The following is a 12334-nucleotide window of genomic DNA, read 5'->3' on the forward strand; positions in this document are numbered from 1 at the left end:
AACGTGGCTAAATTTACTCAACATACCGGCTTAGTGGTGCCTTTGGATGCGGCCAACGTCGACACCGACGCCATTATTCCCAAGCAGTTTTTGCAGAAGGTGACCCGTACCGGCTTCGGCCAGCACCTGTTCAACGATTGGCGCTTCCTCGACGACGCCGGCCAACAGCCGAACCCGGAGTTCGTGCTGAATAAACCGCGCTATAAAGGCGCGAGCATCCTGCTGGCGCGCGAGAACTTCGGCTGCGGTTCCTCGCGCGAACACGCGCCCTGGGCGCTGACCGATTACGGGTTCAAAGTGGTGATCGCGCCGAGCTTCGCCGATATTTTCTACGGCAACTCGTTCAATAACCAGCTGTTGCCGGTGACGCTGAGCGAGCAGCAGGTGGATGAGCTGTTCAACCTGGTCGGCGCCAACGAAGGGACGGAGTTCGTGGTGGATCTGGAGAACCAGACGGTCAACGCCGGCGGAAAAAGCTATCCGTTCGAAATCGACAGCTTCCGCCGCCACTGCATGATCAACGGGCTGGACAGCATCGGCCTGACGCTGCAGCACGAAGCGGACATCTCCCGCTACGAAGCGCAGCAGCCGGCGTTTCTGAATTAATCCCCTTCACCCGCCGCCCGGCGGGTGAATATTTTCCTCACCAGTAGCCCAACAGCTTCCACCACGCCCCGCCGATCAGCATCCAAATCAGCAGGTTAACCACGCTCATCACCAGCCCCGCTTTCCACCATTCCCCCAGCGTCACGTAGCCGGAGCCGAAGATGATCGGCGCGGTGCCGGTGCCGTAATGCGTCAGCGACATCATCAGCGAGGAAGAGAACGCCAGGATCAGGCCCAGCAGCGCCGGCGGCGCGCCGAGCGCGATGCCGGCGGCGAAGAAGGCGGCGAACATCGCCGTCACGTGCGCGGTGGTACTGGCGAAGAAATAGTGAGAATACAAATAGATGAGGGTCAGCAAGATCGTGCCGCCCACCCAGCTCATGCCCATATGGTCGATGCCGTTGCCCACGGTTTGCGACAGCCAGCCGATCAGCCCCAGCTTGCCGAGGAAGCTGGCCATCATCACCAGCGCCGAGAACCATACCACGGTGTCCCAGGCACCTTTATGCTTGAGCACATCCTCCCAGCTCAGCACGCCGGTGGCCAACAGCACCGCCAGGCCGATCAGCGCCGCGGTGGTGGGATTGACCGCCAGCGCCGGGCCGAAGATCATCGCCGGGATGCCAGCCCACAGCACCAGCAGCAGCGCGAACACCCCGAGGGTGATTTTCTCCGGCAGCGTCACCGGCCCCAGCGCCTGCAGTTTTTCGCGCGCGAAGCGCGGCGCGTCCGGGGTACTTTTCACCTCCGGCGGATACAGCAGATAGATGACCAACGGCATCACGATCAGCGAGCACAGCCCCGGCACCAGCGCGGCGACTGCCCACATCGACCAGGACAGTTCGAAGCTGCCGTGGGTGCCTTTGGCAATCAGGCTGACGATCAGCGGGTTAGGCGCGGTGGCGGTGATAAACATCGCCGAAGTGACCGGGTTGATGTTGTAGTTCACCAGCGACAGATAGCGACCGATTTTACCGGAGGTATTGAGCTCGGGTTTGGAACCGAAGCTGTCAGCGATCGACTTCATGATCGGGTGAATGATACCCCCGCCGCGTGCGGTGTTGCTCGGCGTCACCGGCGCCAGCGTGGTTTCCGCCAGCGTCAGCGCATAGGCGATACCCAGCGTTTTTTTGCCAAACAGCGAAATGAAGTAGTAGCCAATGCGCGCGCCCAGCCCGGTTTTGTTCAGGCTGAGGGAGATCATGATCGAAAAACCGATCAGCCAGATCAGCTGGTTGGAAAAGCCGCTGAGCGCGTCGTCCAGCGCGGCGCCCGGCTTGCCGGGGTTGGTGACGCCGGTCACCGCCACCAGGGCGATGGCGATCACCGAGACCGCGCCGATCGGCATCGCCTTGCCGATGATGGCGATGATGGTGCCGATAAACAGCGCCAGCAGCTGCCAGGCGTTGGGTGCAACGCCCTCCGGCACGGGAATGAGGAACCAGATAATCAGCGTGGCGGCGAGGGCGCACAGGGAAGGAAGCGGTTTGAGCGGTGTGAGTTTATCCATAACGTTCCCACTGTTCTAAACAACAAGGCGGCGTCTCAATAGCGAGACGGGCGTGGGCGCAACGATCGCGCTCCATATGCCTTCAGCTTGGGCGTCCGTTTCAGCCTTCTCAATGACTTGCATCAAGAATGCCGCCGTTTGACCTCACACTTCACGCACTTTGGCGCTCATCCAGAGCGCCGCCAGCGCCAACAGCGCCGCCATCCAATACACCGAGCCATGACCGAAGTTCTCCACCAGCGCCCCCTGCAGCACCCCGGCCAGGATCACCCCGGTCGAGATACTGTTGGTGAACAGCGTGGTGGCGGCGCCCGGTCGGCCCGGCATCAAATCTTGAAAATAGAGCATGCCGATACCGGCGACGATGCCGATAAACACCGCGTTGAGCAGCTGCAGCGCGATCAGGGCCGGCTTGGCCGCCAGCACTATCAGCCCGAGATAAAACAGCACGCCCGCCGCCACCGCCAGCAGCATCATGTTGCGCTTGCCGAAGCGTTTGACGTAATAACCGGCCAGCAGCATTGCCGGGATCTCCAGCCCGGCGGCGGTGCCCATCAGCACCCCGGCCAGCCCTTCCGGCAGGCCGAGATCGGCGGTGATATACAGCGGCATGTCGATGATGTACAGGGTGTTGCAGGTCCACATCAGCATTGAGGCAATGAATAGCCAGCGCACGTCGCGATTGCGCCAGGCGCTGGCGGGCGCAATCGGCGCGGAAGCGCCTTCCCGCAACCCTTCGCCATCCGCCGCGCGCGGCACCGAAGGCAGCATGAATCCGACCAGCAGCACGCAGACCGCGAAGGTGGCGGCGGCGATCAGGAACATCACGGTAAAGCCGTAGTTCAGCGCCAACGCAAACGACAGCGGCGGGCCGATCACCCAGGCCAGCGAAAGCTGGGCGCGCATCACCGAGCTGAACATCACCACTTCACGCGCCTCGCTGTCGGCGTATTCCCGCGCCAGGGCGAAGATCTGCGGCATGGCGGTGTTGGCGATCGCCGCCATCAACACCCCGGCGGTGATCAGCGTCAGGTAATCGCGGTTAAAGGCGAACAGCAGGCAGTTGCCGACCGCCATCAGGCAGCACAGCAGGATCAGCCTGCGCCGGTCGCCGCGGGTGTCAGAACGTTTGGCCAGCAGGAAGCTGACCACGATGCCGGCCACGGCGTTAGCGGTGTAAAACAGGCCGACCCACAGCGGCCGCACCTTGACCTCGGTGGTCAAAAACAGGCTGAGCGTCGGCGTCAGCAACGCGCCGGCGATGCCGGAGAGAAAAGCGATCAGCAGGAATGCGGCAAAGATGGGGTTGATGCGCAGTGACAACCGGCTCAGGCGTTGCATATCGTCTTCCCTGACCTTAAAGCAGAAGAATGAACCTTAGGTCACGGCGAGAAAAATGCAAGCATATCGCCATGACCACGCATAAAAAAACCAGTGGGTCGCCCCACTGGCTGGTGAAACAGCACCATTACTCAGAAACTTGTTGCCGCCGCCCTTACAGGTGCTCGCGATACTGCTTATCGGTCATCTCTTTGATATCCCACTGGGTCAGGTGCGCCAGCATCGCCAGCCGCGCCTGTTCGGGCACCACGCTCAGCCAGTCGGCGCGCTGGCGGCGCACCGCGCTGAAATAGCGTTGATAGAACTGTCTGGATAAGAAAGCTTTCATGATTACGCCCTCCCCTTTCATTGATGAAAATTATCGGCGTAATATAGGGAAAGAAAAATTGACGAGTTGAGGCAGGAGCGTTCCTCTTTTATGTCTACGTCCCGATTGCAGCAGCAGTTCATCCGTCTGTGGCAACGTTGCCACGGTGAAACGACCGACACCACACTGCAGGCGCTGGCGGAGGTGCTGAGCTGTTCGCGGCGCCACGTGCGCTCCCTGCTGAGCGCCATGCAGCGGGAGGGTTGGCTCACCTGGCAGGCGGAGTCGGGGCGCGGCAAGCGTTCGCGGTTAACCTTCCACTACACCGGCCTAGCGCTGCAGCAACAGCGGGCCGAGGAGCTGCTGGAACAGGACCGCATCGATCAGTTGGTGCAGCTGGTGGGCGACAAAAACGTGGTGCGCCAGATGCTGCTGTCGCAGCTGGGGCGCAGCTTCCGCCAGGGGAAACACATCCTGCGGGTGCTCTACTACCGGCAGCTGTACAACCTGCTGCCCGGCTCGGCGCTGCGGCGTTCGGAGACCCATTTGGCGCGTCAGATCTTCAACGGCCTGACGCGCATAAATGAGGAAAACGGGGAACTCGAGTCCGATCTGTCTCACCATTGGCAGGCGCTGACGCCTCTGCACTGGCGGTTTTACCTGCGCCCGGCGATCCATTTTCATCATGGCCGCGAGCTGGAGATGGCGGACGTCATCACTTCCCTCTCGCGTCTGACCTCGCAACCGCTGTTCTCGCATATCGAGAGCGTCACCTCGCCGACGCCGTTCGTTATCGACGTGCAGCTGCGCAGCCCCGACCACTGGCTGCCCTGGCTGCTGGGCAGCGTGCAGGCCATGATCCTGCCGCGCGAATGGCGCGAACTGCCGGATTTCGCCCGCCATCCGGTCGGCACCGGCCCCTACCGCATGGTGCGCAACCATCCCAGCCAGATGAAGATCCACGCCTTCGACGACTATTTTGGCTACCGGGCGCTGATCGACGAGGTGAACATCTGGGTGCTGCCGGAGTTTTCCGAAGAGCTGGTGCACTCCGGCGTGCAGCTGCAGGGCGATGAAACCGGCAACAGCGAGCTGGAAAGCCGGCTGGAAGAGGGTTGCTATTTCCTGCTGTTCGATCAGCGTTCTCCGCTGGCCGCCGACCCCGCCATTCGCAGTTGGCTGTGCGAATTGATCAACCCCATTTCGCTGCTGAGCCACGCCGGGCCGCTCTACCAGCGCTATTGGTCGCCGGCGTACGGCCTGCTGCCGCGCTGGCACCACAACCGCACGCTGGCGCAGCAGCCCAAGCCCGCGGGCCTGACCGAACTGACGATGACCCACTTCAATGAACATTCGGAGTTTCACGCCATCCGCCAGGCGATAGAACCGCTGCTGGCACAGCACGGCATCCGCCTGATCGTGCAAAGCGTGGATTACGCCACCTGGCACCAGGGCGACGCGCGCAGCGATCTGTGGCTCGGCAGCGCCAACTTCTATCTGCCGCTGGAGTTTTCGCTGTTCGCCACGCTGTACGAACTGCCGCTGATGCAGCATTGCATGAACGAAGATCTGGCGCAGGACGCGGCGCTGTGGCGCGCCAACCGCTTGCCGCTAGCCGAGTTCTGCCAGCGTCTGGTCAGCAACCACCAGCTGCATCCGCTGTTCCACCACTGGCTGCAGCTGCACGGCCAGCGCAGCATGCGCGGCGTGCGGATGAACACCCTCGGCTGGTTCGACTTCAAGTCCGCCTGGTTTGCCCCGCCGGAGGCATAAGCGCCTTTCGCCCGGGTCGGTTAATCTTTACAATAGCGCCGTCTCAACGGGGTGCGGTAAGTCGGGCCGCGTGATAAGCCCGATTTTCCGCTGAGAGCACACCCGTCGAACCTGATCCGGTCAATACCGGCGGAGGGATTTGAGCCCAGCGAACCGGCGACGCCGCCTCGCCCCCTCAGATGCCCTTGCCCCCTTATTTTTCAGGAGTGCAACGTGGTCAAAACATATCTGCCCTGCTTATTGCTGCTGTGTGCCGCGCCGGTGTTCGCCAAGCCGACGCTGACGGTTTACACCTACGATTCCTTCGCCGCCGACTGGGGCCCAGGCCCGGCGGTGAAAAAAGCCTTTGAAGCCGAGTGCGACTGTGAACTGAAGTTCGTCGCGCTGGAAGACGGCGTCTCGCTGCTGAACCGCCTGCGCATGGAAGGCAAGAACAGCGCCGCCGACGTGGTGCTGGGGTTGGACAACAACCTGTTGCAGGCGGCGCAGCAAACCGGCCTGTTCGCGCCGAGCGGCGTCGACACCGCCAAACTGACGGTGCCGGGCGGCTGGCAGGACGCGACCTTCGTGCCATATGACTACGGGTACTTCGCCTTCGTCTACAACAAAGAAAAACTGAAGAACCCGCCAAAAAGCCTGCAGGAGCTGGTCAGCAGCGATCGCAACTGGAAAGTGATCTACGAAGATCCGCGCACCAGCACGCCGGGCCTCGGCCTGCTGCTGTGGATGCAAAAAGTGTATGGCGACAAGGCGCCGGCCGCCTGGCAGCAGCTGGCGAAGAAGACCGTCACCGTCACCAAAGGCTGGAGCGAAGCCTACGGCCTGTTCCTGAAAGGCGAAGGCGATCTGGTGCTCAGCTACACCACCTCTCCCGCCTATCACCTGATCGAAGAGAAAAAAGATCTCTACGCCGCCGCCACGTTCAGCGAAGGCCACTACCTGCAGGTGGAAGTGGCGGGCAAGCTGAAGGCCGCCAAACAGCCAGAGCTGGCGGAGCGCTTCATGCAGTTCATGGTGACGCCGGCCTTCCAGAACACCATCCCGACCGGCAACTGGATGTACCCGGTGATCAACACCCCACTGCCCGTCGGCTTTGAGCAGATGAACGTGCCGCATACCGCGTTGCAATACAGCGCCGAAGAGGTGGCCAAACAACGCGGCGGTTGGATCCGGGCATGGCAAACCGCCGTCAGCCGCTGATCCCCCGCTGGCTCTGGCCGGGGCTGCTGGCCGCCGGCGTGATCCTGTTGGTCGCCGCGCTGGCGATGGGCTCGCTATGGCGTCACGCGCCGGACAGCGACTGGCGCGCCCTGTGGCAGGACAGCTACCTGTGGCACGTGGTGCGCTTCACCTTTTGGCAGGCGCTGCTGTCGGCGCTGATTTCGGTGCTGCCCGCCGTTCTGCTGGCGCGCGCGCTCTATCGCCGCCGCTTCCCCGGCCGGCAGCTGCTGCTGCGGCTGTGCGCCATGACGCTGGTGCTGCCGGTGCTGGTGGCGGTGTTCGGCCTGCTCAGCGTCTATGGGCGCCAGGGCTGGCTGGCGACGCTGTGCGGCTGGCTGGGCGTCGAGTATGGCTTCTCGCCCTACGGCCTGCAGGGCATTCTGCTGGCGCACCTGTTCTTTAACCTGCCGCTGGCCACCCGCCTGTTGCTGCAGGCGCTGGAGAATATCCCGGTAGAGCAGCGCCAGCTGGCCGCCCAGCTGGGCATGAATGGCTGGCAGCAGTTCCGCTTCGTCGAATGGCCGGCGCTGCGCCGCCAGATCCTGCCGAGCGGCGCGTTGATCTTCATGCTGTGCTTCGCCAGCTTCGCCACCGTGCTGTCGCTGGGCGGCGGGCCGCAGGCCACCACCATCGAACTGGCGATCTATCAGGCGCTGAGTTACGACTACGATCTGGGCCGCGCCGCCATGCTGGCGCTGATCCAGTTAAGCTGTTGTCTGGGGCTGGTGTTGATCAGCCAGCGGCTGAGCCAGGCGCTGCCGGTGGGCCATACCCACGCCCAGCGCTGGCGCAACCCGGAAGACAACCTGTGGCGGCGCGTCAGCGATTTTCTGCTGATCGCCGCCGCGCTGCTGCTGCTGCTGCCGCCTCTGCTGGCGGTGATCGCCGACGGCGCCAATCAGGCCGTCGTCAGCGTGCTGCGCCAGCCGGTGCTGTGGCAGGCGCTGTTCACGTCGCTGCGCATCGCCCTCGGCGCCGGGCTGTTGTGCGTGGCGCTCACGATGATGCTGCTGTGGAGCAGCCGCGAGCTGAAGCTGCGGCAGCACCTGCGCGGCGGCCAGGCGCTGGAGCTGAGCGGCATGGTGATCCTGGCGATGCCGGGCATCGTGCTGGCCACCGGCTTCTTCCTGCTGCTGAGCGATACGATCGGGCTGCCGCAGTCGCCCTATGCGCTGGTGATCCTCACCAATGCGCTGATGGCGGTGCCCTATGCGCTGAAGGTGTTGGAGAACCCGATGCGCGACCTCGCCGAACGTTACAACCCGCTGTGCCTGTCGCTGGATATCCACGGCTGGCAACGGCTGCGGCTGATCGAACTGCGCGCGCTGCGCCGCCCGCTGGCGCAGGCGCTGGCCTTCGCCTGCGTGCTGTCGATCGGCGATTTCGGCGTGGTCGCCTTGTTTGGCAACGAGCATTTCCGTACCCTGCCTTTTTACCTGTATCAGCAGATTGGCGCCTATCGCAGCAACGACGGGGCGGTGACCGCGCTGCTGTTGCTGCTGTTGTGTTTCCTGCTGTTTACCCTGATCGAACGCTTACCGGGGCGCCATGCTGACGCTTGAAAAACTGACCTATCTGTACGAACACCTGCCGATGCGCTTTGATCTGCGCATCCAGCCGGGCGAGCGCGTCGCGGTGCTCGGCCCCAGCGGCGCCGGTAAAAGCACCCTGCTGAGTTTAATCGCCGGTTTTCTGCCGGCGGCCAGCGGCCGGCTGCTGCTGAACGACGAAGACCACACCGCCACGCCGCCGGCCAAACGGCCGGTGTCGATGCTGTTTCAGGAGAACAACCTGTTCGCGCACCTGACGGTGGCGCAGAACATCGGGCTGGGGTTGGATCCCGGTCTGCGCCTGACTGAACAGCAGCGCCAACAGCGGGCGCATATCGCCCGTCAGGTCGGTCTGGAGGAGCACCTGGAGCGCCTGCCGTCGCAGCTTTCCGGCGGTCAGCGTCAGCGCGCCGCGCTGGCGCGCTGTTTGATTCGCCAACGGCCGATCCTGTTGCTCGACGAGCCCTTCTCGGCGCTCGATCCGGCGCTGCGCAACGAGATGCTGCAACTGCTGCAGACGGTGTGCGAACAGCGCAACCTGACGCTGCTGATGGTGTCGCACAACCTCGACGACGCCGCGCGCATCGCGCCGCGCACGCTGCTGGTGGTCGACGGGCGCATCTACTACGACGGCCCGACGCAGGCCCTGCTGGACGGCAGCGCGCCCGAAGCGCGCGTGCTGGGCATTTCGGGTAAAGCGTGATCTGACGCGCGTTTTTTATGCTGCAGCAATAAACCTGTTGTGCGAATTTTGCGCCTGTGTTTTTATAAAAACCTGACTTTTTTTACTGATGATAAGGTTCCCTGTGATCGCATCCTCGCTGACTTCGACCCTACTAGTTACCGCGCTACCAGCCGCGGTGGTCGTCGTGCGTGTGGTGGTGGTCGTCGGCAATGCGCCGTAGGGTCCGAATCAACGCATCGATTCCCAAACCCCGCCGGCGCAAACCGGGCGGGGTTTCTTGTTTTAGCACCCTGCCCAGAAAAGCTCACCGGCCTTGAGAAAGGACAGGAACATGGCAACTTCGGGCACGCCTCAGCCGGGCACCAGCTTCACCGGCGCACAATTGATCGTTCATCTGCTGGAGCGGCAGGGCATCACCACCGTCGCCGGCATCCCCGGCGGCGCGGCGCTGCCGCTGTATGACGCGCTGAGCCAAAGCACCCGCATACACCACGTGCTGGCGCGCCACGAACAGGGCGCGGGCTTTATGGCGCAGGGCATGGCGCGCGCCAACGGCAAAGCGGCGGTGTGCATCGCCTCCAGCGGGCCGGGCGCCACCAACCTGGTCACCGCCATCGCCGACGCCAAGCTCGACTCCATCCCGCTGGTGTGCATCACCGGTCAGGTGCCCTCCTCGATGATCGGCACCGACGCCTTCCAGGAGGTGGATACCTACGGCATTTCCATTCCGATCACCAAGCACAACCATCTGGTACGCGATATCCGCGAACTGCCACAGGTGATCGGCGACGCGTTCCGCATCGCCGAGTCCGGCCGCCCCGGCCCGGTCTGGATCGATGTGCCGAAAGACGTGCAGACCGCCACCATCACCCTGGAAGAGCTGCCGCCGATCGCCGTGCCGGACGCCGCACCGAGCTTCGATCCGGCGCTGGTTTCGCAGGCCGCCGCGATGATCAACCAGGCGAAACGCCCGATCCTCTACCTGGGCGGCGGCATCATCTGCGCCGACGCTCACCGGCAGGCGCTGGAACTGGCCGAACGCGCCGGTCTGCCTACCACCATGACGCTGATGGCGCTGGGGGCGATGCCGGTGGAACACCCGCTGTCGCTGGGCATGCTGGGCATGCACGCGGCGCGCAGCACCAACTTCATTCTGCAGGAGGCCGATCTGCTGATCGTGCTGGGCGCGCGCTTCGACGATCGGGCAATCGGCAAAACCGAGCAGTTCTGCCCTAACGCCGCCATCATTCACGTGGATATCGACCGCGCCGAGCTGGGCAAGGTCAAACAGGCCAACGTGGCGATCCATGCCGACGTCGGCCAGGTACTGCAACAGCTGCTGCCGCAGATCGACACGCAGCCGCGCAGCGCGTGGCTGAGCACCGTCAACGACCTGAAACGCGAGTTCCCGTTCAACATGCCGAACGCCGACGATCCGCTGAGCCATTACGGCCTGGTGCTGGCCGCCGCGCGCTGCGTGGACGACAGCGCCATTATCACCACCGACGTGGGCCAGCATCAGATGTGGGTGGCGCAGGCCTATCCGCTGAGCCGGCCGCGCCAGTGGCTGACGTCGGGCGGCCTGGGCACCATGGGCTTCGGTCTGCCGGCGGCGATCGGCGCGGCGCTGGCGGAGCCTGAGCGTAAAGTGCTGTGCTTCTCCGGCGACGGCAGCCTGATGATGAACATTCAGGAAATGGCCACCGCGGTCGAACACGATCTGGACGTGAAAATCATTTTGATGAACAACCAGGCGCTGGGGCTGGTGCACCAGCAGCAAACCCTGTTCTACCAGCAGCGCATCTTCGCCGCCGCCTATCCGAAGCGCACCGATTTCCTGAAGATCGCCGCCGGATTCGGGCTGGATACCTGCGATTTGAACGCCGCGGAAGATCCGCAGGCCGCACTGGCCGAAGCGATCCAACGCCCGGGCCCCTGCCTGATCCACGCGCTGATCGACATCAACGAAAAAGTGTTCCCGATGGTGCCGCCGGGCGCCGCCAACATCGACATGATTGGAGAATAAGCCATGCTGCAACCACAAGATAAACCCCAGGTGATCCTGGAGCTGGCCGTGCGCAACCATCCCGGCGTCATGTCGCACGTTTGCGGGCTGTTCGCTCGCCGCGCGTTCAACGTCGAAGGCATTCTGTGCCTGCCGCTGAAGGACGGCCAGCAGAGCCGCATTTGGCTACTGGTGGCCGACGACCAACGGCTGGAGCAGATGATAAGCCAGGTGGAAAAGCTGGAGGACGTGCTGCAGGTGAAGCGCCACAGCGAAGACGTGCGGGTATTTGAACAGCTGGAAGCGTTCTTCCAGTAAGGCGAACGGGGGCTGACGCCCCCTATCCATTATGATGATTGCCCGGACAGCACCTGCCACAACAGGTGCCGATACACCGGCATCAGCGGCTGCTGGCTCAGCAGATAACCGACCGCCAGCGCCGCCAGCCAACTCACGGCGCACACCACGCGCAGCCGCAGCGGCGTCAGCCAACGGCTCAGCCGATCGGCGTTGCGCTTGCCCTCACGCCACCAGCGCCAGCTCAGCCACACCGCCAGCCAGAGGGTGAGCGCCGCGGCGAGCAGCAGCCACTTGAACATCGCGCTGTTGGCGCCGGCGGGAATGTCGATCGCCACGCCCGCCAAAATGCCGGGGAAGAAATAGACCGGCGGCCAGGTCAGGCAGCCGATGATGTTCGGCAAGGCAAACTTGTACGGCGGCAGATCGAGCATGCCGGCCACCATCGGCACCAGCGGGCGCGTCGGGCCAACGAAGCGGCCGATCAGAACGGTCGCCATGCTGTGCTGGTGCAAGGCGTGTTCGGTTTTGTCGAGCAGCGCTTTGTTCTTCTTCAGGAATGACCAGCGGTGCAAGGGCCCTTTGAAGGCGCGGCCGACGAAATAGGAGATCCAGTCGCCGAGCAGGCAGCCGACGATCCCCGCCGCCCAGGCGTAGTAGAAGTCCACCTTGCCGCTGCCGATCAGAGCGCCGATGCTGGCCATCATCACCGTGCCGGGCAGCAGCAGCCCTACCAGCGCCAGCGACTCGAGAAAAGCGACCAGCAGGACGACCATCAGGGTGAAAGCCAGTGACTGGGTGATCAAATCTTGTAAATAGGCTTCCATTACACCTCTGCGGATTATTCGGCCAAAAGGGGCGAAGGATTTTCCAGTGCCGCCGCAGACGAGTCAATCGATGAATTGTATGCGTATTTGGCAACGCCGCACGGCAATGGACAATCACTGTATAAAAACCCATACTATAATTTATCTATATTAGCGCCAAAACCGGCATCTCGCTGAATGTCGCGCACGCCGCCCGGCGGAAGACGAAGGGG

The 12334-nt window shown here is 63.2% G+C and carries 12 protein-coding genes and 1 riboswitch; of the genes, 8 read left to right on the top strand and 4 right to left on the bottom strand.

Annotated features, from left to right (window positions below; all coding sequences use genetic code 11):
• Window positions 1-3 precede the first annotated feature (3 nt).
• Window positions 4-606, top strand: a complete 603-nt coding sequence (gene leuD / locus WCL58_RS16040) for a 3-isopropylmalate dehydratase small subunit (RefSeq protein ID WP_060422456.1) — start codon at window positions 4-6, stop codon at window positions 604-606.
• Window positions 607-643: 37 nt separating this feature from the next.
• Here leuD and WCL58_RS16045 read toward each other — a convergent pair whose 3' ends face one another.
• From WCL58_RS16045 to sgrT, 3 genes are all read right to left on the bottom strand, one after another.
• The gene (locus WCL58_RS16045; RefSeq protein WP_070915003.1) at window positions 644-2116 is read right to left on the bottom strand and encodes a DASS family sodium-coupled anion symporter; all 1473 of its coding nucleotides are present in this window, start codon (window positions 2114-2116) and stop codon (window positions 644-646) included.
• A 144-nt stretch (window positions 2117-2260) separates the two neighbouring features.
• Window positions 2261-3457 carry an MFS transporter gene (locus WCL58_RS16050; RefSeq protein ID WP_060422450.1) on the bottom strand — a complete coding sequence of 399 codons (1197 nt, stop codon included), beginning with the start codon at window positions 3455-3457 and terminating at the stop codon, window positions 2261-2263.
• Window positions 3458-3611: 154 nt separating this feature from the next.
• Window positions 3612-3785 (bottom strand): glucose uptake inhibitor SgrT, encoded by a 174-nt coding sequence (sgrT, locus tag WCL58_RS16055; protein ID WP_004932838.1) that lies wholly within the window; start codon window positions 3783-3785, stop codon window positions 3612-3614.
• 90 nt (window positions 3786-3875) lie between these two features.
• Here sgrT and sgrR point away from each other — a divergent pair, with 90 nt between their 5' ends.
• From sgrR to ilvN, 7 genes are all read left to right on the top strand, one after another.
• Window positions 3876-5537, top strand: coding sequence for an HTH-type transcriptional regulator SgrR (sgrR, locus tag WCL58_RS16060; protein ID WP_060440783.1), 1662 nt, complete (start codon window positions 3876-3878; stop codon window positions 5535-5537).
• Window positions 5538-5574: 37 nt separating this feature from the next.
• Window positions 5575-5693: riboswitch (TPP riboswitch) on the top strand.
• A 57-nt stretch (window positions 5694-5750) separates the two neighbouring features.
• Window positions 5751-6737 carry a thiamine ABC transporter substrate binding subunit gene (gene thiB, locus WCL58_RS16065; RefSeq protein ID WP_060440784.1) on the top strand — a complete coding sequence of 329 codons (987 nt, stop codon included), beginning with the start codon at window positions 5751-5753 and terminating at the stop codon, window positions 6735-6737.
• On the top strand, window positions 6713-8320 hold the full coding sequence (gene thiP, locus WCL58_RS16070; RefSeq protein WP_336851367.1) for a thiamine/thiamine pyrophosphate ABC transporter permease ThiP: 1608 nt from the start codon (window positions 6713-6715) through the stop codon (window positions 8318-8320). Before thiB ends, thiP begins: the two co-directional genes overlap by 25 nt.
• Entirely contained in the window at window positions 8307-9011 is a 705-nt protein-coding gene (gene thiQ, locus WCL58_RS16075; RefSeq protein WP_038873430.1) for a thiamine ABC transporter ATP-binding protein ThiQ, read from the top strand. Before thiP ends, thiQ begins: the two co-directional genes overlap by 14 nt.
• A gap of 88 nt (window positions 9012-9099) precedes the next feature.
• Entirely contained in the window at window positions 9100-9213 is a 114-nt protein-coding gene (gene ivbL, locus WCL58_RS16080; RefSeq protein WP_154747116.1) for an ilvB operon leader peptide IvbL, read from the top strand.
• Window positions 9214-9324: 111 nt separating this feature from the next.
• On the top strand, window positions 9325-11019 hold the full coding sequence (gene ilvB / locus WCL58_RS16085) for an acetolactate synthase large subunit (RefSeq protein ID WP_038873428.1): 1695 nt from the start codon (window positions 9325-9327) through the stop codon (window positions 11017-11019).
• Between the two features lie 3 nt (window positions 11020-11022).
• Window positions 11023-11316 carry an acetolactate synthase small subunit gene (gene ilvN, locus WCL58_RS16090; protein ID WP_016929110.1) on the top strand — a complete coding sequence of 98 codons (294 nt, stop codon included), beginning with the start codon at window positions 11023-11025 and terminating at the stop codon, window positions 11314-11316.
• Between the two features lie 29 nt (window positions 11317-11345).
• On the opposite strand, the gene WCL58_RS16095 is transcribed toward ilvN, so the two are convergent.
• Complete coding sequence (locus WCL58_RS16095) at window positions 11346-12122, bottom strand: DedA family protein (RefSeq protein WP_038873425.1); 777 nt, start codon at window positions 12120-12122, stop codon at window positions 11346-11348.
• Window positions 12123-12334 lie beyond the last annotated feature (212 nt).

It is taken from the genome of Serratia sp. TMDUHS_CL (genome assembly GCF_037137105.1).
Lineage (GTDB): Bacteria > Pseudomonadota > Gammaproteobacteria > Enterobacterales > Enterobacteriaceae > Serratia > Serratia nevei.

Excerpts from the sequence above, each read along its gene's own strand:
- ilvB (WP_038873428.1), top strand. The coding sequence starts at position 9,325 with ATGGCAACTTCGGGCACGCCTCAGCCGGGCACCAGCTTCACCGGCGCA.
- thiQ (WP_038873430.1), top strand. The coding sequence starts at position 8,307 with ATGCTGACGCTTGAAAAACTGACCTATCTGTACGAACACCTGCCGATG.
- sgrR (WP_060440783.1), top strand. The coding sequence starts at position 3,876 with ATGTCTACGTCCCGATTGCAGCAGCAGTTCATCCGTCTGTGGCAACGT.
- WCL58_RS16050 (WP_060422450.1), bottom strand. The coding sequence starts at position 3,457 with ATGCAACGCCTGAGCCGGTTGTCACTGCGCATCAACCCCATCTTTGCC.
- WCL58_RS16045 (WP_070915003.1), bottom strand. The coding sequence starts at position 2,116 with ATGGATAAACTCACACCGCTCAAACCGCTTCCTTCCCTGTGCGCCCTC.
- sgrT (WP_004932838.1), bottom strand. The coding sequence starts at position 3,785 with ATGAAAGCTTTCTTATCCAGACAGTTCTATCAACGCTATTTCAGCGCG.
- WCL58_RS16095 (WP_038873425.1), bottom strand. The coding sequence starts at position 12,122 with ATGGAAGCCTATTTACAAGATTTGATCACCCAGTCACTGGCTTTCACC.
- ilvN (WP_016929110.1), top strand. The coding sequence starts at position 11,023 with ATGCTGCAACCACAAGATAAACCCCAGGTGATCCTGGAGCTGGCCGTG.
- thiP (WP_336851367.1), top strand. The coding sequence starts at position 6,713 with ATGGCAAACCGCCGTCAGCCGCTGATCCCCCGCTGGCTCTGGCCGGGG.
- ivbL (WP_154747116.1), top strand. The coding sequence starts at position 9,100 with ATGATAAGGTTCCCTGTGATCGCATCCTCGCTGACTTCGACCCTACTA.